This is a genomic window from Gillisella vitis (assembly GCF_001541345.2).
GTDB lineage: Bacteria > Pseudomonadota > Alphaproteobacteria > Rhizobiales > Rhizobiaceae > Allorhizobium > Allorhizobium vitis.
In genome coordinates this window covers 122,574-147,744 of the sequence record NZ_LMVL02000002.1, presented here as the reverse complement: position 1 = coordinate 147,744, position 25,171 = coordinate 122,574, and the positions used below count along the sequence as shown (strand labels likewise).

Annotated in this window: 25 protein-coding genes; 12 read left to right on the top strand and 13 right to left on the bottom strand. The window is 58.3% G+C overall.

Annotation, left to right across the window (positions count from 1 at the left end; all coding sequences use genetic code 11):
* Positions 1 to 123: 123 nt before the first annotated feature.
* The 6 genes from ASB66_RS05495 to ASB66_RS05470 form a co-directional block, all read right to left on the bottom strand.
* Positions 124 to 405 (bottom strand): hypothetical protein, encoded by a 282-nt coding sequence (locus tag ASB66_RS05495; RefSeq protein ID WP_060719356.1) that lies wholly within the window; start codon positions 403 to 405, stop codon positions 124 to 126.
* A gap of 82 nt (positions 406 to 487) precedes the next feature.
* Positions 488 to 1,450, bottom strand: coding sequence for a 2-hydroxyacid dehydrogenase (locus tag ASB66_RS05490; protein WP_060719357.1), 963 nt, complete (start codon positions 1,448 to 1,450; stop codon positions 488 to 490).
* A 27-nt stretch (positions 1,451 to 1,477) separates the two neighbouring features.
* On the bottom strand, positions 1,478 to 3,106 hold the full coding sequence (locus ASB66_RS05485) for an ABC transporter ATP-binding protein (protein ID WP_060719358.1): 1,629 nt from the start codon (positions 3,104 to 3,106) through the stop codon (positions 1,478 to 1,480).
* Entirely contained in the window at positions 3,103 to 4,239 is a 1,137-nt protein-coding gene (locus tag ASB66_RS05480; protein WP_060719359.1) for an ABC transporter permease, read from the bottom strand. The genes ASB66_RS05485 and ASB66_RS05480 overlap by 4 nt, the downstream gene beginning before the upstream one ends.
* Positions 4,239 to 5,330, bottom strand: a complete 1,092-nt coding sequence (locus tag ASB66_RS05475) for a microcin C ABC transporter permease YejB (RefSeq protein WP_012654685.1) — start codon at positions 5,328 to 5,330, stop codon at positions 4,239 to 4,241. The genes ASB66_RS05480 and ASB66_RS05475 overlap by 1 nt, the downstream gene beginning before the upstream one ends.
* A gap of 173 nt (positions 5,331 to 5,503) precedes the next feature.
* Positions 5,504 to 7,378, bottom strand: coding sequence for an extracellular solute-binding protein (locus ASB66_RS05470; RefSeq protein WP_081089139.1), 1,875 nt, complete (start codon positions 7,376 to 7,378; stop codon positions 5,504 to 5,506).
* 289 nt (positions 7,379 to 7,667) lie between these two features.
* Here ASB66_RS05470 and mepA point away from each other — a divergent pair, with 289 nt between their 5' ends.
* The 6 genes from mepA (at position 7,668) to ASB66_RS05440 (ending at position 13,662) form a co-directional block, all read left to right on the top strand.
* On the top strand, positions 7,668 to 8,678 hold the full coding sequence (gene mepA / locus ASB66_RS05465) for a penicillin-insensitive murein endopeptidase (protein ID WP_060719361.1): 1,011 nt from the start codon (positions 7,668 to 7,670) through the stop codon (positions 8,676 to 8,678).
* A gap of 83 nt (positions 8,679 to 8,761) precedes the next feature.
* Positions 8,762 to 9,142 carry a methylglyoxal synthase gene (locus ASB66_RS05460; protein ID WP_060719362.1) on the top strand — a complete coding sequence of 127 codons (381 nt, stop codon included), beginning with the start codon at positions 8,762 to 8,764 and terminating at the stop codon, positions 9,140 to 9,142.
* 47 nt (positions 9,143 to 9,189) lie between these two features.
* Positions 9,190 to 10,212, top strand: coding sequence for a glucokinase (locus tag ASB66_RS05455; protein WP_060719481.1), 1,023 nt, complete (start codon positions 9,190 to 9,192; stop codon positions 10,210 to 10,212).
* Between the two features lie 104 nt (positions 10,213 to 10,316).
* The gene (locus tag ASB66_RS05450) at positions 10,317 to 12,107 is read left to right on the top strand and encodes an ABC transporter ATP-binding protein (RefSeq protein WP_060719363.1); all 1,791 of its coding nucleotides are present in this window, start codon (positions 10,317 to 10,319) and stop codon (positions 12,105 to 12,107) included.
* Between the two features lie 72 nt (positions 12,108 to 12,179).
* Positions 12,180 to 12,992: a 4-hydroxy-tetrahydrodipicolinate reductase gene (dapB, locus tag ASB66_RS05445; protein WP_171431067.1), complete on the top strand. Its 813-nt coding sequence runs from the start codon at positions 12,180 to 12,182 to the stop codon at positions 12,990 to 12,992.
* 34 nt (positions 12,993 to 13,026) lie between these two features.
* Complete coding sequence (locus ASB66_RS05440; protein WP_012654678.1) at positions 13,027 to 13,662, top strand: 2,3-bisphosphoglycerate-dependent phosphoglycerate mutase; 636 nt, start codon at positions 13,027 to 13,029, stop codon at positions 13,660 to 13,662.
* A 54-nt stretch (positions 13,663 to 13,716) separates the two neighbouring features.
* Here ASB66_RS05440 and ASB66_RS05435 read toward each other — a convergent pair whose 3' ends face one another.
* The 7 genes from ASB66_RS05435 to ASB66_RS05405 form a co-directional block, all read right to left on the bottom strand.
* On the bottom strand, positions 13,717 to 14,253 hold the full coding sequence (locus ASB66_RS05435; RefSeq protein WP_060719364.1) for a TIGR02281 family clan AA aspartic protease: 537 nt from the start codon (positions 14,251 to 14,253) through the stop codon (positions 13,717 to 13,719).
* A 130-nt stretch (positions 14,254 to 14,383) separates the two neighbouring features.
* On the bottom strand, positions 14,384 to 15,013 hold the full coding sequence (upp, locus tag ASB66_RS05430; RefSeq protein WP_060719365.1) for a uracil phosphoribosyltransferase: 630 nt from the start codon (positions 15,011 to 15,013) through the stop codon (positions 14,384 to 14,386).
* A gap of 84 nt (positions 15,014 to 15,097) precedes the next feature.
* Positions 15,098 to 16,096, bottom strand: coding sequence for an adenosine deaminase (locus tag ASB66_RS05425; RefSeq protein WP_060719366.1), 999 nt, complete (start codon positions 16,094 to 16,096; stop codon positions 15,098 to 15,100).
* Complete coding sequence (locus tag ASB66_RS05420; RefSeq protein WP_060719367.1) at positions 16,093 to 17,313, bottom strand: phosphopentomutase; 1,221 nt, start codon at positions 17,311 to 17,313, stop codon at positions 16,093 to 16,095. The genes ASB66_RS05425 and ASB66_RS05420 overlap by 4 nt, the downstream gene beginning before the upstream one ends.
* Before the next feature lie 147 nt (positions 17,314 to 17,460).
* Positions 17,461 to 18,045, bottom strand: a complete 585-nt coding sequence (locus tag ASB66_RS05415; RefSeq protein WP_070147521.1) for a TadE/TadG family type IV pilus assembly protein — start codon at positions 18,043 to 18,045, stop codon at positions 17,461 to 17,463.
* Positions 18,042 to 18,665, bottom strand: coding sequence for a TadE/TadG family type IV pilus assembly protein (locus ASB66_RS05410; RefSeq protein ID WP_060719369.1), 624 nt, complete (start codon positions 18,663 to 18,665; stop codon positions 18,042 to 18,044). Before ASB66_RS05410 ends, ASB66_RS05415 begins: the two co-directional genes overlap by 4 nt.
* A gap of 232 nt (positions 18,666 to 18,897) precedes the next feature.
* The gene (locus tag ASB66_RS05405; protein ID WP_411910096.1) at positions 18,898 to 19,344 is read right to left on the bottom strand and encodes a pilus assembly protein N-terminal domain-containing protein; all 447 of its coding nucleotides are present in this window, start codon (positions 19,342 to 19,344) and stop codon (positions 18,898 to 18,900) included.
* 377 nt (positions 19,345 to 19,721) lie between these two features.
* Between ASB66_RS05405 and ASB66_RS05400 the strand changes: the two genes are divergently transcribed.
* From ASB66_RS05400 to ASB66_RS05375, 6 genes are all read left to right on the top strand, one after another.
* On the top strand, positions 19,722 to 19,907 hold the full coding sequence (locus ASB66_RS05400; RefSeq protein ID WP_060719484.1) for a Flp family type IVb pilin: 186 nt from the start codon (positions 19,722 to 19,724) through the stop codon (positions 19,905 to 19,907).
* 201 nt (positions 19,908 to 20,108) lie between these two features.
* Complete coding sequence (locus ASB66_RS05395; RefSeq protein WP_060719370.1) at positions 20,109 to 20,627, top strand: A24 family peptidase; 519 nt, start codon at positions 20,109 to 20,111, stop codon at positions 20,625 to 20,627.
* A 110-nt stretch (positions 20,628 to 20,737) separates the two neighbouring features.
* Positions 20,738 to 21,547 carry a Flp pilus assembly protein CpaB gene (gene cpaB / locus ASB66_RS05390; protein ID WP_060719371.1) on the top strand — a complete coding sequence of 270 codons (810 nt, stop codon included), beginning with the start codon at positions 20,738 to 20,740 and terminating at the stop codon, positions 21,545 to 21,547.
* On the top strand, positions 21,544 to 23,118 hold the full coding sequence (locus ASB66_RS05385) for a type II and III secretion system protein family protein (protein WP_060719372.1): 1,575 nt from the start codon (positions 21,544 to 21,546) through the stop codon (positions 23,116 to 23,118). The genes cpaB and ASB66_RS05385 overlap by 4 nt, the downstream gene beginning before the upstream one ends.
* A gap of 11 nt (positions 23,119 to 23,129) precedes the next feature.
* Entirely contained in the window at positions 23,130 to 23,822 is a 693-nt protein-coding gene (locus ASB66_RS05380; protein ID WP_171431001.1) for a CpaD family pilus assembly protein, read from the top strand.
* A gap of 25 nt (positions 23,823 to 23,847) precedes the next feature.
* Complete coding sequence (locus ASB66_RS05375) at positions 23,848 to 25,134, top strand: CpaE/TadZ family protein (RefSeq protein WP_060719374.1); 1,287 nt, start codon at positions 23,848 to 23,850, stop codon at positions 25,132 to 25,134.
* Positions 25,135 to 25,171: the final 37 nt, after the last annotated feature.

The following is a 25,171-nucleotide window of genomic DNA, read 5'->3' as shown; positions in this document are numbered from 1 at the left end:
GCACCATTACGACCATAGCCTTATGGCTCTGGTCTTTTCAGGGCCAACCTTATCGAAAAAACTGTGACCAAAGTCCAGTGCCCGGGAACTTCATTATTGTCCTACTACACCCGCCCCTCGCCATCACGGTGTGGTGCTTGGTTGGCTCGGTTGCTGCGGAGCGGTGGTCGGGCGCGTCGTTTCTGTGGCAGGGTCCGTTGCGGGTGCAATTTTCTGCCCCCACCATTCCGCCGGTATCCACGCAACCAGCGCCAGAACCAATCCTGCCAGCAAAACGATCAGGACAGGCTTGCCGCGAAAGCCCTGCCGTGCCTCAGTCGGCTCCAGCGGGCGCTCTGCTCCCGGCGCTTGGGACGTCGTATTCGGGTTTCTGTCAGCGGGGTCGAAATTGCCTGGTCCTGCCATGCGGAGAGCCTCCATCTGTTTTATACGCACCAGCGTAAATACTTATGAAGGCCAACGTATCGACACGGCAAAGGTTCCGGGATCAGTAGCCCGCAGACCGGTCCACGACATGATCAAGAGCGTCACCAGCTTCATATCGGGCAATCTGGTTCTCCACGTGGGCAAACAATGCCCGCACATCCGACGCTGCGGCGGCATGAGGGGTCAGGACGACATTCTCCATGGCCCAGAGTGGGCTATCCATCGCCAGCGGTTCTTTTTCAAACACATCCAGCGATGCGCCACCCAGCACGCCCTTCTGCAAAGCGGCAACGACATCCGCTTCCACCTGGCTTCCACCGCGACCCGCATTGAGAAACACCGGCTTGCCCAGCGCCCCGCCCTGTCGCAGCCGTGAAAACAGGCTGCTATCGTAGAGGCCCCGGGTTTCCGGGGTCAGCGGCAGAAGGCCGACAAGGATATCGGTGCGAGCCAGGAATTCATCGATCCGGGCCTCGTCAAAGGTGTCGATTCCGTCGATCTCGCGTTTGCGCCGAGACCAGCCGATGACGTCAAATCCCATCACCTTCAGTTTGCGCGCCGCATCCAGGCCCAGAACGCCCAAGCCCATGACGCCGACTGTAACATCGCGGGCTTCCGGCTGGAGATCCATCTCGTTCCAGACCTTATCGCGCTGCTGCCTGAGATATTGGCCCATATGGCGCAGGTGATAGAGACAGTTCAGCACCACCCATTCGCTCATCCGGTCCGTCAGGCTGCGGTCAACGAAGCGCACGATCGGCAAGTCGGGAAGACCCGGCAGTGTCAGGACATGATCGACACCCGCGCCGCCGGAAAACAACACTTTAAGGCCGGAGGCGCGGGTAAACAGCGACGGCTCCGGCTTCCACAGCACCGCATAGGCAGCGGCCGACAGGTCCCTTTGGGCGTTCTCGGGATCACCGAGATCGATCACCTCACGGTCCGGAAAGGCCCCGGCAAGTGCTGCCTGCATGGCGGCGCGTGAAAACTTGAGGTCAATCACCACGGGAGGCTTGGGGGACATGCGGGGGCATCCTTGCAGAAGGCTGAATTATTGGCTGACGCCACCGATATTCATAGCCTTGAGGTCGAACGCGGCAGCCAGAAGCGCCTTGGTATAATCCTGTTTCGGCGCGGTGAAAACCTCCTGCGCCGGTCCCTGCTCGACAACTTTTCCTGATCGCATGACGATAATGTCATTGGCCAGCGCCTTCACCACTTTCAGGTCGTGGCTGATGAACAGGTAGGCGAGGTCATGGCGACTCTGCAAATCGCGCAACAGGTCGACCACTTGCGCCTGCACGGTCATATCCAGCGCCGAGGTCGGCTCATCCAGCATGACGAAGCGCGGTTTCAGCACCATGGCACGGGCAATGGCGATCCGTTGCCGTTGGCCACCGGAAAACTCATGCGGATAACGCCAGCGGGTGGCGATATCCAACCCGACTTCCTCCAGCGCCCAGCAGACCCGCCTGTCGCGCTCGGCTGCCGTGAGGCCCCGCTCATGCACTCGCAATCCCTCGGCAATGATGTCACCCACCGACATGCGCGGACTGAGCGCGCCGAACGGGTCCTGGAACACCACCTGCAAACGGTCGCGCAGCGGGCGCATCTGCTTGAATGAATAGCCATCGATATTGCTGCCGAGAAAGCCGATCCGGCCCTCGGACGAGATCAGGCGGGCCAACGCCAGCCCCAGCGTGGTCTTGCCGGAGCCGGATTCGCCGACCACGCCAAGCGTCTGTCCGGCGCGCAGCGTCAGATCGACACCGTCCACGGCCTTCACATTGTCCACCACCCGGCGCAGAAACCCGGCCTTGATCGGGAACCAGACGCGGATCTCCTGCCCTTCCATCACCACAGGTTTTGCCAGATCGGTTTCCGGCGGCACACCGCGCGGCTCGGATGCCAGCAATTTCTGGGTATAAGCATGTTGCGGATTGGCAAAGATCGACTCGACCGGGCCGCTTTCAACGATTTTACCGCCGGTCATCACACAAACGCGGTCGGCGAATTTACGGACAATGCCGAGATCATGGGTGATGAACAGCATGGACATGCCATGCTCACGCTTCAGCCCGGCCAGAAGCTCCAGGATTTGCGCCTGCACCGTCACATCCAGCGCCGTGGTCGGCTCATCGGCCACCAGCAGCTTTGGCCGGTTGGCAAGCGCCATGGCAATCATCACCCGCTGACGCTGGCCGCCGGACAATTCATGCGGAAAGGCCGAGAGCCGTTTTTCCGGCTCGCGGATGCCGACCTGAAGCAGCAGTTCCAGCGTCCGCTTGCGGGCGGCGTCACCGGTCAGCGACTGATGAAGTTCCAGGATCTCGCCAATCTGTTGCTCAATGCTGTGCAGCGGGTTGAGCGAGGTCATCGGCTCCTGGAAAATCATCGTGATGTCATTGCCCCGCACCGCCCGCAAAGCCGGTTCCGACAGGGTCAGCAGATCGCGCCCGTCGAACAGGATCTGGCCGGAGGGATGGCTGGCAGCGGGATAAGGCAGGAGTTTGAGGATAGAGGCTGCCGAGACCGATTTGCCGGAGCCGGATTCGCCGACCAGCGCCAGGATTTCGCCCGGCGCGATGTCGAAGCTAATGTGATCGACGGCCAGGCTCTGGCTTTCGCCCTGATGAAAGGCGACCGACAGATCGCGAACGGACAGAAGAGGCGCGCTCATTTGAAAGTCTTCCTCGGATCGAAGGCATCGCGCACCGCCTCGCCGACGAAAATCAGCAGGGACAGCATGATCGCCATGGTGAAGAAGGCCGTCAGCCCCAGCCAGGGCGCTTGCAAATTGCGCTTGCCCTGGGCGATCAACTCACCCAGCGAGGGCGAACCGGGCGGCATCCCGAGACCGAGGAAATCCAGCGAAGTCAGGGTGGTGATCGATCCCGACAGGATGAAGGGCAGGAAGGTCAAGGTCGCCACCATGGCATTGGGCAGCAGATGGCGGCGCATGATGGTCCAATTGCCGACCCCAAGCGCCCGGGCGGCATTGACATATTCGAAATTTCTGGCCCGCAGAAACTCCGCCCGCACGATACCGACGAAATGCACCCAGGTGAACAACAGCATGATGCCCAACAGAATGAAAAAGCCCGGCGGCAGCAGCGAGGCGATGATCAGCAGGATGTAAAGCAGCGGGATCGATGACCAGATCTCGATGAACCGCTGCATCAGCAGATCGGTCTTGCCGCCAAAATAGCCTTGCACCGCACCGGCGGACACGCCGATCACGGCGGAAATCATCGTCAGCGCCAGACCGAACAGCACGGAAATGCGGAATCCGTAAATCATCCGCGCCATGACATCGCGGGCCTGATCGTCGGTGCCAAGCCAGTTCATGTTGCCGAGGATACAATTCGGATCATCCGCACCCTTCGGATAGGCCGAGCAGCGTTGCTTGGCGTCCATCAGCCAGAAGGGCGGCGTCGGGGCCGATTGCGGGATCTCCGAATTCACCGTGCGATAGGAATAGCGGATCGGCGGCCAGATCATCCAGCCATGGGCGTTGATCTCGTCCGAGACAAAGCTGGAGCGATAATCGGTGACAGCGAGAAAGCCACCGAATTTCTCTTCTGGATAGTTGATAGCGACCGGAAACAGGATCTCGCCCTTGTAGGAGGCGATGATTGGCCGGTCGTTGGCGATCAGCTCGGCGCAGAGGCTCAGCCCGAACAGCACCATGAAGATCCAGAAGGACCAGGAGCCGCGCCGGTTGGCCTTGAAGTTTTCCAGACGGCGGCGGTTGATCGGGGTCAGGAACGGCTTTTTTGGCGGCTTGGCCAAGTGTTCGGGAACGGCTGCCATCAGACATCCCTCCGGTCAAAATCAATGCGGGGATCAATCCAGGTATAGATCAAATCCGAGACAAGGCTGACCACGAGGCCCAGCAGCGAGAAGATATAAAGCGTGGCAAACACGATCGGATAATCGCGGTTGATGATCGACAGATAGCCGAGACGCCCCAGGCCATCCAGAGAGAAGATATTCTCGATCAGCAGCGAACCGGTGAAGAAGGCCGAAACGAAAGCGCCGGGAATACCAGCAATGACGATCAGCATGGCATTGCGAAACACATGGCCGTACAGCACCCGATGCTCACTGAGGCCCTTGGCGCGGGCCGTCACCACATATTGTTTCTTGATCTCGTCAATGAAGGAATTCTTGGTGAGCAGCGTCGTGGTGGCAAAGGCCGAAAGCAGCAATGCGGTCAGCGGCAGGGTCAGATGCCAGAAATAATCGAGGATCTTCTGCCACCAGCTGAGATCGGCGAAATTGTCAGAGGTCAGGCCACGCAGCGGAAACCAATTGTAGAAGGAGCCACCGGCAAACAGCACGATCAGCAGAATGCCGAACAGGAAGCCCGGCACGGCATAGCCGACCACAACGATGCCGGAGGTCCAGACATCAAAGGTCGAGCCGTCCTTGACCGCCTTGCGGATACCGAGCGGAATGGAAATCGCATAGGACAGCAACAGAACCCAGACGCCGAGCGAGATCGAGACCGGCATTTTCTCGACAATCAGGTCGATCACCGAGGTGTTTCGGAAAAAGCTCTCGCCGAAATCGAAGCGGATATAGTTCCACATCATGTCGAGAAACCGGGTGAGCGGCGGCTTGTCGAAGCCGAACTGCTTTTCCAGTTTCTTGATCAGATCCGGGTCCAGCCCCTGGGCGCCGCGATAGTTCGATCCGCCATCGCCCATGCCGCCCTGGCTGACGATATCGCCACCACCGGAAAGCCGCTGGTCGGCGCTGTCGCCCTGCCCGCTCAACTGCGCCACCACCTGTTCCACCGGACCGCCGGGGGCAAACTGGATGACCAGGAAGGAAATGCCCATAATCCCGACCATGGTCGGGATCATCAACAGCAGGCGGCGCAGGATATAGGCGCCCATCAGCAGAACGCTCCCGTGTTCACCATGCCATCACATTTTGCCAATCCATCCGTCCTTTATTGCTCTTGCCGTATGTTCGGGGCGCTGATTCGCCGTGCCTATTGGTAGCGGCTGAAATGCGGCCTGCAAAGCAGGCTGTGATCGCCCATCCCGCAGCAGGATCGCACATCGGGTTAGTTCGGGGCTTGCTTTGACCACCAGATGTCGGGGAAACCGGTTGAAAAGTGCGGAAACTCTGCCGGGTGAGCAAGCTTTGACCAATAGCCCATGCGTGCCGTGTTTCCGTAATACATCGGGATAACATAATGATGAGCCAAGAGGACACGGTCCAGCGCTCTTGTGGCAGTGATAAGGTCATCCCGGCTTTTTGCGAACACGACCTGATCGATCAGCTTGTCGATAGCGGGATCGGATATGCCGGCATAATTGCGGGAGCCGTTTTGATTGGCGGATGCCGAACCCCAATAATTGCGTTGTTCATTTCCAGGATTGCGGGTCTGGCCCCACACGGTCCACGTCATGTCATAATCGAAATTTCGTAAACGATTGATATATTGAGATGAATCAACGGTCCGTATACTAACCTCAATACCGATTTTTCGCAGCATTGTGACATAAGGAACTGCAACCACTTCCAGGATCGGGCTGCTCAAAAGAATTTCGAATTTCAGCGGCTCGCCCGTTGCCGCCTTGACCATTTTACTGCCACGGATTTCATATCCAGCCTGCTTCAACAGTGCCACGGCATTGCGAAGATTATCACGCTGCTTTTCAGGCGTCCCGCCAATCGGGTTTGCATAGGGCTTTGTGAAAACGTCAGAGGGAACCTCCCCTTTTAACGCCCCCAGAATGTCCAACTCCCTGCCCTGAGGCAGACCGGACGACGCGAGTTCAGTACCCCAGAAAAAGCTGTCGATGCGCTTGTAGCTGTTGAAAAATACGGTCCTGTTGAGCTCTTCGAAGTCGAATGCATAGCCCAAAGCTTCGCGGACCCGCTCATCTTTGAAAAGCTCCCGTCGCAGATTGGGAACCATGGCCTGCATAATGCCTGTTGCCCGAAAAGGATTCGGTGTCTCTTCTCTGACGATCCGCCCGTCCTTGACGGCTGGAAAATCAAAAGCCGTGGCCCAATGAGCGGCCTTGGTCTCATACCAATAATCGACGGTCCCGGCCCGAAAGGCTTCAAACTCCACATTTTCGTCGGTGAAAAACGTATAAATCACCGTCTTGAAATTGTTATAGCCGATGTTGACGTTCAGATCCTTGCCCCAGTAATCCTCCCGCAATTCGTAGCGCACGGACCCACCCGGCGAAAATCCGGCGATGCGATAGGGACCGGACCCCATGATCGGCTCTAACCTCGTCTTGGAAATGTCGCGTGGCTTGCCATCGGGTCCCTGGCCCTCCCACCAGTGTTTCGGAACGATATCCAGTTCACCGACGATCAAGGGCAATTCCTTGTTGCCCTTCTGATCGAACGTAAATGTCACTTCCCGTTCACCGGTCTTTTCGGCTTTCACTACATGGCTATAGTAAGAGGTGAAAAGCGGATTGAGCTCCTTGAATTTTTCCAGACTGAAAACAACGTCTTCCGGTGTTACCGGCTGACCATCGGCCCATTTTGCTTGCTGTCTCAGACGAAATTTGACGTAGGAAAAATCATCCGGATAAGCGAAAGCTTCGGCGAGCAATCCATAGCTCGTACCATCCTCATCCAAAGACGGCTTCAATAGCGTTTCCGTCACCATCGACAGACGTGGCAATAGTCCTGCCGCAAGTTGGCCTTTATCCAAAACAGGATTGAACGTATCAAACGTCCCATTGGCCGACAGTTTCAATTCCCCCGCCTTCGGCGCATCGGCATTGACATAGTCGAAGCGTTGAAAACCCTCGGGATATTTCGGCGCGTCGATCAAGCCGATGGCGTGGCGCCATTGGGGTTCCTCTGCGAAAGCCTGGGTGGCCAAGCTCTGTGCGGCACAAAGACCCAAGAACAATGGACCCATAAGCAATGCGCGTATTTTTGCCCCGGCGCGGATGACAGCCATGAATTACCCCTCGAATTTCAACAGAAAGGCCGAAAATGCCTTTCCACCTGCATGACGTCCCTCATTCCCTTCGGAGAAAGAGAACCATGCAGTGGTGATTTGCCGTGCAAGATAAGACAAAACCGGGCGAAAGACAGGCTTTGGCACGCAAACCCACACAAACTCTTCGGTTTTGAGGAAAGCCTGGTTCCACTTTTGCCTGACAAACCCTAGTTTGATTGCCAAGTAGATGGATGATTCCGCAAGGATGAGGTGAAATTTGACGAGACGATCAATAGTGCTGCGGGCTATGACAGCCGGGCTGGCGGTTCTTTCACTCGGGATCGACATGGCCATGGCCGGGCCGGATCAGCCCGCAAAACTCGCCTTTCCCCAGGAAACCCTTCCCAATGCAGGGCCTGTCATGCCCTATGGTTCCTATGCCCGTGGCTGCATGAGCGGGGCGGTCGCCCTGCCGACGGATGGGCCGAATTGGCAAGCCATGCGGCTGTCGCGCAATCGCCGCTGGGGCAATCCGGCGATGATCCAGACCATCGAGCAATTGTCGCGGGATGCGCCGAAGATCGGTTGGCCTGGCCTGCTGGTTGGCGATATCGCCCAGCCGCGCGGCGGACCGATGGCCAATGGCCACGCCTCCCACCAGATCGGGTTGGACGCCGATATCTGGCTGACCCCGATGCCAGCAAAACGCCTGAGCGTGCAGCAGCGCGAGGATCTGCCCTTCACTTCGATGATCCTGAAGGACAAGTTCCTGACGATCAATCCGCAGACCTGGACACCGACCCATGCCCGGCTGTTGATGCTGGCGGCAAGCTATCCGCAGGTCGAGCGGTTGTTCGTCAATCCGACCATCAAGAAAAAACTCTGCGAAAGCTGGACGGGCGATCGGACCAATATGGGCAAGATCCGTCCGATCTATGGCCATGACGCGCATTTCCATATCCGGCTTTCCTGCCCGCCCGGTGCCGCCGGTTGCAAGCCGCAAGCACCTGTTGCCCCCGGCGATGGCTGCGACAAATCCCTGGCCTGGTGGTTTACCAAGGAACCGTGGGAACAGAAGAAACGCGACCCAAATGCCAAGCCCCCACCGCCACCTCGGCCCGTGATGGTTTCGGACCTGCCCAAGGCCTGTGCCACGGTGCTGGATGCTCCGTCTGTCGCCAGCGAGAAACAGGCGACCTTTGGCGGCGCCAAGGCCTATGTCAATCCGGGTGCGACCTCGGTCAAAGCCTCGTCGGCCACACCTGACGATGCTAACCTGCCGAGTGAGGACGTTCCATCACCGTCGCCCCGCCCCTAAGATCAGGCGGGGGCGGCTTTTCAATTCCCCGCCGCTTGGTATAAGAGATCCGCAAATCGATTTAAACGCTCAGGGGAGAACCAATGGCTGAGCGCCAGAAGATTGCGCTGATCGCGCATGACAAGATGAAGGACCAGATGGCGGCGTTTGCCCGCCATCATCAGAGTTTTCTTGAGCAATGGCAGATTGTCGCCACCGGCACGACCGGCGCACGGGTGCAGGATGCCTGTCCGAAACTCGACGTCCTCAGGATGAAAAGCGGCCCTCTGGGCGGTGATCAGCAGATCGGTGCGATGATCGCCCAGGAAGAGGTCGCCATGCTGATCTTCTTCGTCGATCCCCTCACCCCCATGCCCCATGATGTCGATGTCAAGGCGCTGATGCGGCTGGCTATTCTTTACGATACACCGATGGCGCTCAATCGGGCGACAGCCGACCGTCTGTTGCCCGTGATCACGGAATAATATCAAACCGCAAGGCCGAAGCCGCGTGACCAGAAATGGATTTTTCAATGCCAAAACCTCATGACAATGATCACATGCCCTTTCCGGTTCTTGTCGGCGATATCGGCGGCACCAATGCCCGCTTCTGGATCCTCATGGATGCCCATGCTGCGCCGCGAGAATTTGCCAATATTCACACGGCGGATTTCCCGACCATCGACCAGGCCATTCAGGATTGCATTCTCGACAAATCCGGCTTCCAGCCGCGCTCGGCCATTCTGGCTGTGGCCGGGCCGATCAAGGATGACGAAATCCCGCTGACCAATTGCCCCTGGGTCATTCGTCCCAAGGCAATGATTGCCGATCTCGGCTTTGACGACGTGCTTGTTGTCAATGATTTCGAGGCACAGGCGCTGGCCGCTGCATCACTGGGGCGCGACGACCGCGAACCGATCGGTCCCTTGAGCGAAACATCGCTGAACTCCCGCGTCATTCTGGGACCAGGCACCGGGCTTGGTGTTGGCGGGCTGCTTTATACCCATCAGACCTGGTTTCCGGTTCCCGGCGAAGGCGGCCATGTGGATATCGGGCCGCGCAGTGAACGCGACTGGCAGATTTTTCCGCATATCGAGCGGATCGAGGGCCGGATTTCCGGCGAGCAGATCCTGTGCGGGCGCGGCATCCTGCATCTCTACAATGCCATCTGCGCGGCCGATGGTATCGAGCCCGTATGGACCGATCCCGCCGATGTGACCCAGCATGCCCTGAAGGGCAATGATCCGGTCTGCGTGGAAACCATGACACTGTTCGTGACCTATCTCGGCCGGATTGCCGGCGACATGGCCCTGGTTTTCATGGCCCGTGGCGGCGTTTTCCTATCCGGCGGCATTTCGCAAAAGATTATCCCCTTGCTGAAGAGCCCGGTCTTCCGGGCGGCTTTCGAGGACAAGGCACCGCATACCGAGATGATGAAGACCATTCCCACCTTTGTCGCTATTCACCCGCAGGCCGCCCTTTCGGGATTGGCAGCCTATGCCCGCACGCCATCGAGCTATGGCGTGAAGCATGAAGGCCGTCGCTGGCAGCGTTGATTGCACCGCGCATTGCTCTATGGTCAAAAGCCGCCGGACTGGCTATAGACCGGCTGGCGCGGCCATGATGGTCGCTATGACCAATCGAATGGGAAAGACATTTCTTGCGCGACACCATCAAGACCTCCCTGCCAGAATCCTCGGAAAGCATCACGGCAGTTCTTAAGCGGGTCATCGCCGAAAACGGCCGCGATCATGTGCGCGGCTATGTCTTCGCCATCATCTGCCTGGCAACTGTGGCGCTGACGACGGCCTTTACCGCCTGGATCATGGAAACGGTCATCAACGAGGCGTTTGCCAACAAGCGTGCCGACCTGGTCTGGATCATCTGCGTCTCGATCTTCATTGCCTTTTCGCTACGTGGCCTTGCCAGCTATGGCCAGGCAGTGGCTTTGTCCAAGATCGGCAATAATATTGTCGCGCGCTATCAGAAGCGGTTGTTCAGCCATCTGATGACGCTGTCGATGGGCTATTTCAACGAGGCCCGCTCGGCGCATCTGGCCGCCCAGGTCAGCCAGAATGTCAATGGTATCAGAGATGTTTTGAACCTGACCGTCACCTCGACAGCACGGGATCTGCTCAGCCTCATCGGCTTGATCGCCGTCATGCTCGCCAAGGACTGGGTGCTGACGCTGATCGTTTTCGTGGTGGCGCCGCCGGTTCTCTATTCGCTGCGCTATATTTCCAAGCGGCTACGCAAGGCGACAACGGATTCCGTCATGCTCAACAGCCGGGTGCTCGGCGCCATGCAGGAAAGCGTCCAGGGCATTGCCGTCGTCAAGGCCTTCACCATGGAAGAAGAGCTTGGCCGCAAGGTGGAGGGCATTATCGACAGCGCCGAAAGCCGCGCCAACCGCATTGCCCGTTTGAGCGAACGCACGTCGCCGATTACCGAGAGTTTTGCCGGTCTCGCCATTGCCGCCGTCATTGCCTATGCCTCCTACCGCACCATCGCCGGTGGCATGTTGCCGGGCGCCTTCTTCTCCTTCATCGCCGCCCTGCTGATGGCCTATGAGCCTGCCAAGCGGCTGGCGAAACTGCAGATCCAGATGGAACGGGCCGTGGTCAATGCCCGGATGATCTATGCCATCCTCGACACTCAGCCGCATCAGCGCGACAAGCCCGGCGCTGGCGAATTGAAGGTCAGCGAGGCCCGTATCGAGTTCAAAAACATTCATTTCGCCTATGGCAACGGCCCTGAAATTCTGAAGGGCGTCGATATCACTGCCGAAGGCGGCAAGACCACCGCACTGGTCGGGCCATCGGGGGCCGGAAAATCCACGATCATCACGCTGATCCCGCGCTTCTACGATCCGCCGCAGGGCCAGATCCTGATCGACGGGCAGGACATTGCCGATGTGACCAAGGCCTCGCTGCGCAAGCATATCGCCTATGTGTCGCAGCATCCCTATCTGTTTGAAGGCACGATCCGCGACAATATCCGCTATGGCCGTCCAGAGGCCACCGATGCCGAAGTGGAAGAAGCCGCGCGTCTTGCCCATGCCCATGATTTCATTGTGGCGCAGCCCTATGGCTATGAAACCCCGGTGGGTGAAAACGGCCTGACGCTGTCTGGTGGCCAGCGACAGCGCCTGTCTATCGCCCGCGCTCTGGTGCGCAACGCGCCGATCCTGCTTCTGGACGAAGCGACATCCGCTCTCGACACCGAATCGGAAGCCGCCGTGCAGAAGGCATTGGACGAAGCCATGAACGGCCGGACCGTCGTGGTCATCGCGCACAGGCTGTCCACCGTGGTCAAGGCCGACAAGATCGTGGTGATGCAGGAGGGCCGCGTGGTCGAAGTGGGCAACCACAGGACACTGACGGAAAGACCGGAAGGGCTTTATGCCCGGCTGAACAACATGCAGGCAACCAATGGAAGTCCTTCGCTGTAAGCGCAAAGCCTGCGTGAAAGGATGGATAAGGACGGAGAGAGAGGCATGACAGTTGCGTTGAACACCGGACCGATGAAGCTGGTCGTGGTTGGTGCCAGCGGACGCATGGGCCAAGCTCTGGTGCGCATCATCTGCGAAACGCAAGGTGCTGTGCTGCATGCGGCGGTGGGCCGTCCGGGCTCCGCTTCGATTGGCCGGGATGCGGGCGATCTGGCTGGCGTCGGTCCACTGGGTGTTCCCGTCACCGACGATGCACTGGCCGCCTTCGTCAATGCCGATGGGGTGATCGACTTTACCAAGCAGGAAACCTCGGTGGAATTTGCAGCCCTCGCAGCCCAGGCGCGCATCGTGCATATCATCGGTACCACGGGATGTTCCGAAGCCGATGAGGCGAAGTTCGAAGCGGCAGCGCGCCATGCGCGGATCGTCAAATCCGGCAATATGAGCCTCGGCGTCAACCTTCTGTCGGTGCTGGTCGCCCAAGCCGCAAAGGCCTTGGAAGCGTCCGGCTGGGATATCGAAGTGCTGGAAATGCACCACAAACACAAGGTCGATGCGCCCTCAGGCACCGCCCTTCTTCTGGGTGAAGCCGCCGCCAAGGGGCGTGGCGTCGACCTCAAGGACATGGCCGTTAAAGTGCGCGACGGCCATACCGGCCCGCGGACGCCCGGCTCGATCGGCTTTGCAACGTTGCGCGGCGGCTCTGTCATCGGCGAACATTCCGTGCTGCTGGCTGGCGAAGGCGAGATCGTGACGCTTTCCCATAGCGCGGGCGACCGCTCAATCTTCGCACGCGGCGCGGTCAAGGCCGCGCTCTGGGCGCAGGACAAGAAGCCCGGCCTTTACTCCATGCTCGATGTTCTCGGGCTTTCATCTCCGCAATAATGTTTCCAGTAACGTCAATGAGAGGATTTTGTCGATGACCGGTACCCTCGTGCTCGTGCGCCATGGCCAGAGCGATTGGAATTTGAAGAACCTGTTCACCGGTTGGCGTGATCCCGACCTGACCGACCTTGGCGTGCAGGAAGCCAATGCTGGCGGCAAGGCGCTAAAGGATTACGGCATTCAGTTCGATATCGCCTTTACATCCGATCTTTCCCGCGCCCAGAAAACCTGCGGTATCATTCTCGACAATCTTGGTCAGTCCGGCCTTGAAACCATCCGCGATCAGGCCCTGAACGAGCGTGATTACGGCGATCTTTCCGGCCTCAACAAGGATGACGCGCGCGCCAAATGGGGCGAGGAACAGGTGCATATCTGGCGCCGCTCCTACGACATTCCGCCACCGGGCGGCGAAAGCCTGCGCGATACCGGCGCCCGCGTCTGGCCCTATTACCTCACCGAAATCCTGCCGCGCGTGCTGCGGGGCGAAAAGGTGCTGGTGGCGGCCCATGGCAATTCGCTGCGTTCGCTGGTGATGGTGCTGGACAAGCTGACCAAAGAGCAGATCCTCAGCGTCAATCTCGCCACCGGCGTGCCGATGGTCTACAAGCTGAACGCCGATTCCACCGTGGCCTCCAAGGACGTGCTGGGCGACATGTCCGGCGCGCATTGAGCGCAGGTTCAACAGTTTTAATGAATGATGTCAGGGCTCCTCCTAGAGGAGCCCTTATTTTTGACTGAGCTTCAACTGGCCATCTTCAACTTTGTAGCTGCCGAGTTGTTTCAGGAATGTCATACCGATCAGCGTGCCGGACAGGGCCTTGTCCTTTAGCACCAGGGCTTGAACCTTCGTGACGCGCACCCCGCCAACCTCCACCCGGTCCAACATCACCACCGCAGCCAAAGTGTCGCCATTGGCGGTATTGACCTTATATTTGAAGTTCAGATCGTTGCCGCCGAAGCCAAGCCTGCGGGCGGTGGTCTCGTTAATGGCAACCGTGCTTGCGCCGGTATCGATCATCGCATCAACGGTCTTACCGTTGATGCGGAAAGGCGCGATGAAATGGCCCCGGCCATCGGCTTTCAGGATCGCCTGACCTGAACCGGCGACCGACTGCGGCGCGACCGCGAGACGGGTTGCCTCAAGACTTGCCGCCTGGGATGGCTTTTCCGGTACGGTGTCCGTCCTGTCCTGCAAATAGGCAGGCAATTGCGTGGCGACGAGGACTGTCAGACCGGCAAAAACCACAACCCGCATGAACATCACATCTCTCTCCAGATCTATCGAAGATAGAAACGGTGGGCAGGATTTCACTTCGGTTAACATTACCGCTCAAAAGCAAACCCCGGCGCAGGAAGCACCGGGGTCGAAGCCGTTCGTCGTTAAGAAAGCTTTACTTCGTGCCGTACATCCGGTCGCCAGCATCGCCGAGACCTGGCACGATATAGCCCTGCTCGTTCAAATGGCTGTCGATCGACGCCGTAAAGATCGGCACGTCTGGATGGGCTTCGCGGAAATGTTTCAGGCCCTCAGGAGCTGCCAACAGGCAGACGAAACGCAGGTTCTTGGCGCCCCGCTCCTTCAGCTTATCGACGGCGGCAATCGAAGAATTGCCGGTGGCCAGCATCGGATCAACGACAATCACCAGCCGCTCCGACAGGTTTTCCGGTGCCTTGAAGTAATATTCGACCGGCTGCAAGGTCTCGTGATCGCGGTAGACCCCGACATGCGAGACACGGGCGGAGGGGACCAGATCCAGCATGCCTTCCAGCAGGCCGTTTCCGGCGCGCAGGATGGAGGCGAAGACCAGCTTCTTGCCTTCCAGCACCGGTGCTTCCATTTCCACCATCGGCGTTTCGATGGTTTCCACGGTCAGTTCCAGATCGCGGGTCACTTCATAGCAGAGCAGCGTCGAGATTTCCCGCAGCAGACGGCGAAAGCCCGCCGTCGAGGTTTCCTTGCGGCGCATGAAGGTCAGCTTATGCTGCACCAGGGGATGATTGATGACTGTGACGCCGTCCATGGGAAACCTCTTGTCTCTTCCGCTCTATTCCTGACTGTGATGTTTCTTCCAACGAATCGGTGGGATGAGCAAGGCTTGCAGCCGTTAAATCGCTGCCTCATCCCCAGAACCAGCCGCTTGCAGCCGCTGCAACAGGTTTTGGCGGGTCGTCTCATCCACGAAAGCCGCTTCGATGGCCGTCCGCGTCATGGCGTTGATCTCCGCGTTCGAAAAGCCCATCTCCGCGACGATGGCATAATCTCGTGCCAGTGATGTCTGAAAAAATGGCGGATCATCGGAGTTAATACACATTCGCACCCCGGCATCGGCCAGAGCCCGCATCGGATGACTGCCATAATCCTCAAACACCTTGAGCGCGATATTGGAAGCCGGACAGACCTCCAGGACCACACCTTCGTCCGCAAGCCGCTGCACCAGATCGGCATCCTCAATCGCGCGCACGCCATGGCCAATCCGGCTTGGGCGCACCAGATCCAGCGCATCCCGAACGCTGAAAGCTGCACAGAGCTCGCCCGCATGGATGGTAATGCCATAGCCTGCCTCGCGGGCGATGTCGAAAGCAGGCGCGTAATCCGCCACCCGGTTCATCCGCTCCTCACCCGCCATGTTGAAACCCGTGATCAGCGGATGCTGGTAATCGGCCAGCCATTTCGCCCGGCGCAAGACGTTTTCCGGCCCCAGATGCCGTTCACCGATAATCACCATCCGGCATTCAATACCGGTTTTGGCCCGGGCAGCGACAATACCCTCTGCCAGCCCTTCAATATAGGCTTCGGCAGACAATCCCACCGCCTCGCCATGGTCAGGCGAAACGAATAGCTCGCTATAGATCGTATTGACGCCCGCGAGTTCGCTCAGGTAGGCCTCGGCCAGGGCGGCAAAATCCTCCTCGCTGCGAAACACCGAGGCGACGAAATCATAGGCGGCTATGAAACTGGTGAAATCCTCCCAGACATAAGCGCCATTGCGGATGAAGCTGCTGGCGTCAATGCCATATTTCTCAGCTTGGGCCGCGACCAGAGCCGGAGGTGCTGCACCTTCAACATGGCAATGCAGTTCGGCCTTCAACAGCGATGCAGTCATAGGAAACTCCTGCCATGACGACCGGGAGCAATGCCGAGATGGGCCGCAATTGTCTCACCGATATCGGCATAGGTGTCGCGAATGCCGATAGAACGCGCCCGGATACCGGGACCGAACGCCATGATCGGCACCCGCTCACGCGTATGGTCGGTGCCGCGCCAGGTCGGATCGCAGCCATGATCGGCGGTCAGGATCACCATGTCGCCGGGGATAAGCTTGCGGTAGACATCCGGCAGCCAGAGATCAAAGGCTTCCAGCGCCGCGGCATAGCCCGGCACATCGCGGCGATGGCCGTACAGCATATCGAAGTCGACGAAATTGGTGAAAACCAGATCACCCTCGGCGGCCTCTTCCATCACCGCCAGCGTCGTCTCCATCAGCGCGGCATTGCCATTCGCCTTGATTTCGCGTCCAGTTCCCTGATGGGCGAAGATATCGCCGATCTTGCCAATGGCGTGCACCGTGCGGCCCGCTTCGCTCAACCGATCGAGCAGCGTCGGCTCCGGGGGCAGGACCGAATAATCCCTCCGATTGCCGGTGCGCTGGAAATTCGAAGCACTGTTGCCGATAAAGGGGCGGGCGATCACCCGGCCTATCTTGTAGGGGCTTAGCAATTCCCGAACAATTTCGCAGAGCCGCAGCAAACGCTCCAGCCCGAACACATGCTCATGGGCGGCAATCTGGAAGACACTATCAGAGGATGTGTAGCAGATTGGTTGTCCGGTGCGACAATGCTCCTCGCCCAATCGGCCCAGAATATCCGTGCCAGAGGCATGACAATTGCCGAGAATTCCGGGAAGATTGGCGCGTTTACAGATCTCGGCGACGAGATCGGCTGGAAAGGCATCGCCTTCTTGTGGGAAATAACCCCAGTCAAACATCACGGGTGTGCCGGCGATTTCCCAATGACCGGACGGTGTATCCTTGCCACGGGAAATCTCATTGGCCGCGCCGTGGAGACCAAAGACCCGCTCTGGCAGGGCCATGCCCGCAGGCACATTGCCACTGGCCAAACTGGCAATCTGCAACAAGCCCAGCGCCGACAGGTTCGGCAACATCAGCGGCCCGGTTCGCAGGCCATCGCGGTCTCCGGCACCGGCGGCGCAGAATTCTGCGATATGCCCCAGCGTATCGGCCCCCTCATCGCCATAGGTTGACGCATCAGGCGCGCCGCCGACGCCGAAGGAATCGAGAACAAACAGAAAGGCCCGCGCCATGCTTCACCCGTCACGCCCGGTCGTGCCTTGTATTTCACCTTGAATCACTTCGGGATTAAAATGAAACCAGGCAGCATCAGGCAGTTGAATATCAATCGGACGGATTGAATAGACATTTAGGCCGCCAATGGCAAATCCACATGCGGATCAGCAGTCCGAACAGGCAATCTCACCGTTTTCCCGCTGACGGAAGTAATAATCCCTGGCGATGGTAATGGTGTTGACGCTCGACCCCGAAAATCCCGGCAAATAGGTGACAAGCTCGTGCGGCACAGTCAGTTCCGCGTGAACGAAAAAGGCGTTGGCGGCGGCCATGCCTGATGGAAGCGTGACCGTTGCGCCTGTTGCATAGGGTTTGGATCCATCCTGCGCCCAGGACCAGGCAATCGTCGCCTTGACATTGCTGTCCACCTTGATGCCGGTGATCTTCAGTGCATAGCCCGTTGTCGCTGTCGGGGCGAACATGGCTTTCAGCACATCCGGCATGGTCGCCAGAAAGGTCTTGTTGACCGTTGTCTGCTGGCGCGCCACGATATCGGCAATGGCCCCGGCGCTGGTGGTGGCGCGCTGGGAAACGCTGAGCGCCATGGTGAGTTCGAACGCGCCCAGATACAGAACCAGCAGCAGGGGTACGATCAGGGCAAATTCCACCGCGCCCACCCCGGATCGATCCAGGGCCAATCGCCGGAATGGTCTGCACAGACGGAGCATCAATACCGATATCGATCTCATGGATAATTCTCGTTCTGAAACGCCATTGTCGACACGATGAGATAATCTGAGTTGCTGGAAACGCCGGGGCGATGGATCGTGGCGATATAGGGACGGACAAGATCCGTGGTCACCGGCCAGTAATAAAAGGCGCGCAGCATATTGATCGAACTTGCTCCACCCGGCGTGAAGGCAAAACTGGACGTATCGAGACTACCCGCCGTCGTGGCGATGGTGGTGGGCATGGAGGAAAAGGCCGAGAAGGTACGCACATCGAGCCAGAGCCGGTTGGGCGTTGCGACTTCATCCGCGTCGCAGGTGAGAAGAAAGGAAATCTCGTTGCAGAATAGCTGGCGGAATTCCGTGGCCGTCTTATCGGTGCTGCGGGTCTGGTTATAGGTGATATTGCCGGTGCGCAATTGCCTGCCGAGCGTATCGACCGCTGAATTGACGGTCTGTTCGGCAATGAAAGCCACGAATGTTTCCAGGATGGCAAAAATAATCAGAAAGTAAGGAATGGCCAGAATGGCGAATTCGATGGCCGCCGATCCGTCACGGGAGCGACGTAAACGCCTGGCCGCTAATGCCCATCTGCGCCATCGTCCGTTGCGTTTGTCACGGGTGCCATCTGGTAAGACCATCGTCTGAATGCCGGTTGTTGTGCCTGATAGCAAGCTAGGTCTGGATCTATTTAATTTTCGTTGCCGAATTCCTTCAGTTTGAACAGGATAATACGGAAACGACTTAAAACTTAATTTTAGGTATTTTGAATAAATTCATATTGTTACTGCATGACTTCTTATGCAGGCGCTCATTCAGGAACGATATAGCCGATAAAGCCGCCGTATCCGTTCAGTATCTTCGCGCTTCCCGCTATTGTGCGGTAACCATTGACGTACTTGTGCTGGAGGACGTGTCTCCAGTGGAATTTCCAGCCTGCGAATGCTGCTCACAGCTTGGCGTGCAGGACAGAACCGTGCGCTGCGTCTGTTTGTACAGCCGGACTGTATTGGCTTCATCAATAGAGACAAGAATACGCTGGTCGAAAATGGCATTGCCCTGACTGTCGAGCAGAACCAAATTCGTCGTTCCGAAGCTGCGCCCTGTCAACACGATGGTTTTCGGGTCGGCCACGGTGGCATCGGCGACTTTCTCATTGCCGATGATGACCTTGCTGACTGGCCGGTCGAGTTTAAGAATGCGGGCCTGGTTCATGACCACGCGCAAAAGTGGGTCTTCAGCACGAGCGGTACCGGAAACGAGCGCCATTGTGGCAAGCAACAGCGCAAAACAGCAGCGAAACGACATCGGCAGCGTCATGGAAAACATTCTCTCGTGCAGATAAGGACCATAGATTGAGGTAAAATGGTAAATGAACCATGAAACCACCGTCTCCTCTCAGAACACAATACGGTTCATCTCCCGATAAACATTGGCATGTCCGCGGCCATAACTGACACATACTTGCATAATTTTGCATGTACACATGCTTGAATGCTGGCCTTTTCCCGGAGTGAATACAATTTTTCCGACTATCTTTCGGCTTCATTTACCACACTCAAATCAAGCTGCCGTTCAGGGATAATTAACTTGTTTTCTTAAGGCGATAGCAATGCGGCGACCTGTAATTTCAGCTCAACCGGACAACAAAAAACAGTTGGCGGACCAGAGAAACCCTTATGGAGCAGGAGAAGAACATGACCAAGATTTTCGCACGTTTTATGAAGGATGAATCCGGCGCGACCGCCATTGAATACGGTCTGATTGCCGCTTTGATTTCCGTGGCCCTCGTCGCTGGTGCAACGACGCTCGGCAACAGCATCGGCAACACGTTTAACAATCTGACGACTCAGATGAATAAGGGTGTGTCGGCTTCAAACTAAGCTGCAGTGAGCGGCCTCAAGGCTACAAGAGCCGCCTCGCAAGGGCGGCTTTTCTCGTTGATCTCACAGGAGAGCCTGCCCTAAATATTCCCACCCCAAATATTCTGAGCGAGCAGTATTTTCAGTCCAGAGAATGATTCGGTAATGGCTTTACTGCATGGTCGATTCATCAAAATCACGTCGTCAAAGGTTTCATCCGCCATGCTGGCTGTTACGCTGTCACTGATCTTTCCCCTTTGTCTGGCAATGGCGGCCTTTACCGATTTGTTCGAGATGAAGATCCCCAATGCCATCCCCCTCGTACTGCTTATCGGCTTTGGCGCCCTTGCTTTCGTTCTTGGCCTACCTCTAGGTTTGACCGGCCTGCATCTCGCAGCGGGCCTGATCGTGTTTTTCGGTTGCTTCACGCTGTTTGCCGTCAATGTCATGGGCGGCGGCGACGCCAAGCTTTTGACGGCTGCTGCGGTTTGGTATGGCTTTAATATCAGCCTGGTGGAATTTCTGATTGAAGTCGCGGTATTCGGCGGCGTGCTGACCCTGATGATCCTGGCTTTGCGCAGCCAGGCCAATACGGTGATGGCCCTTGGGCTACGTCTTCCGCGCTCGCTGATTGTCGAGAAAAAAATTCCCTATGGCATTGCCATTGCCATTGGCGGTTTTTGCAGTTTTCTCAGTGCCCCAGTGGTGACATTGGCCTTGGCGACAGTTTCGCCGAAATAAATCCGGCAATATTTTGTTAACCACGCCAGTAAGGCGGTTGTTAACTATAATTACACCAATTTCTGTTCTTTTCGACCTTAAGAAAGCTTCCGCCGACTTAAGGACAGACCATGAAGCCCGCCCGCATTCTCATTCTCTTCGTCGCCGTGGTCGCGGCCGGTCTGGCCGGTCTGCTGGCCATGGGGTTGAGCGGGCAAAAGCGCGTGGTAGTACAGCAATCCGAGCCTGTGGTGACAAAAGAGCCGACCACCAAGGTGCTGATCGCCGCTGCCAGCCTGCCGGTCGGCGCCCGCCTGACCGATAAGGCCATGCGCTGGATGGACTGGCCGAAGACCGACCTGGTCGACGGCTTTGTAACGGAAGAAAACCGTCCCCAGGCCTTGAGCGACCTCGCCGGGCTTGTCGTGCGGCTGCCGATTTTCGAAGGTGAGCCGATCCGGATCGAAAAGATCGCCGACGCCTCCAGCCGCACCCTTTCAGCGCTGCTTCCAGCCGGAAAGCGGGCAATCTCCACGGAAATTTCCGTGGCAACCGGTGCTGGCGGTTTCATCCTGCCCAATGACCGCGTTGACGTGATCATGGTCCGCAAGGGCGATAATGACAATCATCTGACCGAAACCGTGCTGTCCAATGTCCGCGTTCTCGCCATCGACCAGCAGATCGAGGAAAAGAACGACGGCACCCGTTCGGTCATCGGCACCACCGCAACACTGGAACTGACACCGGAGCAAACCAAGGTGCTGACGGTGGCCCAGCAGATGGCCGAGCGCCTGTCACTGGCGCTGCGCTCCGTGGCGGATGCCCAGGAGCAGGACAATAGTTCCGCAAGCTACCTGCTGAGCGGCGACAGCGGCGGTCCACAGGTACAGGTCATTAAATCCGGGCAGATCGTCAAGAGCGCGGGAGCTGCAAAACAATGAACGGACGATTTTCCATGCGCGCTTCCTCTTCCCGCCTGTTGCGGACCATGATCGTCGCCACCCTTTCACTCGGCCTGTCGATAGCAGACCTGCCCATAGCGGCCTTTATCTGGCCGTCCGCAGCGCAGGCCGCAGGTGCCCAGAGCCTGGTGCGCATCGCCCAAACCGGCCCCGGTGTGCGGCGCGACCTGAAGCTTGGCCTTAACAAGGCCATCGTCGTCGATCTGCCTGAAGATGCGCACGATATCCTGGTGGCCGATCCGGAACTGGCCGATGCCGTTACCCGGACTTCGCGCCGGATTTATCTGTTCGGCAAGAAGGTCGGCCAGACCAATATTTTCATTTTCGGGGCGGATGGCCGTGAAATCGTCAGTCTCGACCTGCAAATCGAACGGGATATCGAGGGTCTGCAAACCAACCTGAGCCGGTTCATTCCTGAGTCCAATATCAAGGTCGAGATCATCTCTGACAACGTCGTGCTGAGCGGCACGGTGCGCACCCCGCAGGATTCGTCGCGCGCCGTCAGCCTTGCCAAGGCCTTCCTGCAGGGTGGTGAAGCCACCACCCGTGGGGAAACCGCAACCAGCAACAGCAGCGGCGACGGCGCGGTGGCCATCTATGCGGAAGATCGCCAGACCTCGCAGATCGTCAACATGCTGACCATCGAAGGCGAAGATCAGGTAACGTTGAAAGTCACCGTTGCCGAGGTCAGCCGCCAGGTGCTGAAACAGCTTGGTGTCAGCGCCAGCGCCACCGATGGCACCAGCGGCATCAGCTACGCCAATCCGTCCAACCTTGGCAATTCCGTCGACGTCGGCGGCACCGCCACAATTTCCAAGACATTCGGCAGCTTTGGCATCAGCGCCTATGTCAATGCCATGGAACAGGCGGGCGTGATGCGCACCCTGGCTGAGCCCAGCCTGACGGCCATTTCCGGCGAACAGGCGAAATTCTATGTCGGCGGCGAATATCGCCTGGCAGCCGGTCAGGAAATCAGCACCGACAGCACCACCGGCCAGAAAACCGTCTCTCGCACGACCTCGACTGTCGATTACGGTATTCAGCTGAACTTCCGGCCAGTCGTGCTCTCGCCCGGCCGAATCAGCCTGGCGATCGAAACCAATGTTTCCGAACCGACCTATGAAGGATCGGTGGTAGAGGGCAATTCGGATGCGTCCATCCCCGGTTCAACCTATCTGTCGATCCGCAAGCGCGAAGCCTCGACCACAGTCGAGCTGCCCTCCGGTGGATCGATTGTGATTGCCGGTCTGGTTCAGGACAATGTCCGTCAGGCCATGTCTGGACTGCCGGGTATTTCGAAAATCCCGATCTTCGGCACGCTGTTTCGCAGCAAGGATTTCGTGCGCAACGAAACCGAACTGGTGATCATCGCCACGCCCTATCTGGTCCGGCCCGTCACCCGCAATGCGCTGGCGCGTCCTGACGACAATTTCAATCCTGCCGGAGACGGTGCCATGTATTTCCTGAACCGTGTCAACAAGGTCTACGGCCGCAAGGAAACCACGGCAAACGGCGCCTATCACGGCACAGTCGGCTATATTTACAAATGAGGGCGGACGCGATGACACTTCACCCTACCCTGTCCCTGACCCGCGCTTCGATGCTGCTCCTCGGATTGATGGCCATCCTGCCGCTTAGCAGTTGCGGCGGTATGAAAGACGAGATGTCCACCGGCTCGATTCCCGACGATTACCGGACCCGCCACCCGATCATCGTCACCGATGTCGAGCATTCGCTGGATCTTCCGGTCGCGCAGGGCTCAAGCCGCCTGACGATCGGCATGAGCGATGCAGTGACGGGCTTTGCCCAGGATTACCGCAATGCGTCCACCGGCTATGTGCAGATCCTGGTGCCGCAAGGCTCTCCCAATACAACGGCGGCCTCCAGCATCGCTCGCCAGGTGCGCAGCCTGCTGGTGTCCAAGGGTATTGCCGCCCCCAAAATCGTTGAACGGCCTTACCGGGCCGGCGCAACAGGCGATGCCGCGCCGATCCGGTTGAGCTATGTCGCAACCACGGCGGTGGCCGGACCCTGTGGCCAATGGCCGGAGGACCTCTCCAACGACACAGCGCAGAACAAGAACTGGCAGAATTTCGGCTGCGCCTCCCAGGCCAATCTGGCTGCACAGGTTGCCAGCCCGACGGACCTGATCGCCCCGCGCGGTATGACGCCGATCGATGCCGAGCGGCGCTCGACGGTGATCGACAATTATCGCGACGGCAAGGACACCTCAACCACGACATCCACGGATTGATCGACAAGGATCGCGGGGCAGGCTGATGAATACCATCAAATACGATATCGCCGGATCGAACGAAGACGGCCTGGCCGCGGAACCGGTGAGAACCGGCAATCTTGAGCAACTCCGGCCCTTGCCGCGCATTTCCGTCCATGCATTCTGCATCTCGGACAATGTGCTGGCCGTGATGGAAGAAGCCGCCCGTGACCGGCGCATGACAAAGGTCAGCATGCGGGTGACCAGCGGCGGCATTTCGGCAGCGGTCAATATGTTTGCCGGGGCGCCGACCCCCAATCTGGTCATTCTGGAAACCGATGCGAAGCCCGAGAACCTGCTCTCCGAGCTGGCGCCGCTGGCCGATGTCTGTGATCCCTCGACCCGGGTCATCGTCGTCGGACGTTATAACGACATCGCTCTTTACCGCGAATTGATGCGCAATGGCGTCTCCGATTATATCGTCGCGCCGGTCAGCATGGCCGACGTCATCGGGGCCTTGTCATCGATCTTCATCGACCCCGATGCCGAGCCGCTGGGGCGCAACATCGCCTTCATAGGCGCAAAAGGCGGCGTCGGCTCCTCCACCATCGCCCATAATGCGGCCTTCATGATCGCCTCGCTGTTTTCCTCCGAAACCATCCTGGCCGATCTGGACCTGCCCTATGGCACAGCCAATATCGACTTCGACCAGGACCCGGCTCAAGGCGTAGCCGAAGCAGTCTTTGCCCCGGAGCGCCTGGACGAAGTGTTTCTCGACCGGCTGCTGACCTCGTGTTCGCAAAACCTGTCCCTGCTGGCCGCCCCCTCCCTGCTGGACCGGGCCTATGATTTTGAGCGCGGCGCCTTTCTGCCGCTGTTGGAAACCCTGCAACGCAGCGCTCCGGTTGCGGTGCTGGACCTGCCGCATAGCTGGAACGAATGGACGCTGGCGCTGCTGTCGGAAGTGGACGAGATCGTCCTGACCTGCGTGCCGGATCTTGCCAATTTGCGCAACGTCAAGAACCTGCTCGATGCCTTGAAGCGGTTGCGACCGAACGACAAGGCACCGCATCTGATCCTCAATCAGGCTGGCATGCCGAAACGACCGGAAATTTCGCCCAGCGATTTCTTCGAACCCCTGGACATGCAGCCAGCCGCGATCATTCCTTTCGATATTCAGCTGTTTGGCAATGCCGCCAATTCCGGCCGGATGATCGCCGAGATCGATGCGAAAAGTCCGACGGCGGAGACGTTCTCGCAACTCGCCCATCTCATCACCGGACGGGTCAGTATCAAAAAGCCAAAAAAAGCGGGTCTCAGCACGATATTCGCCATGCTGGGACGCAAGTAAACATGCAACCGAGGGCGTCTTTGCATAGCGCCCGACT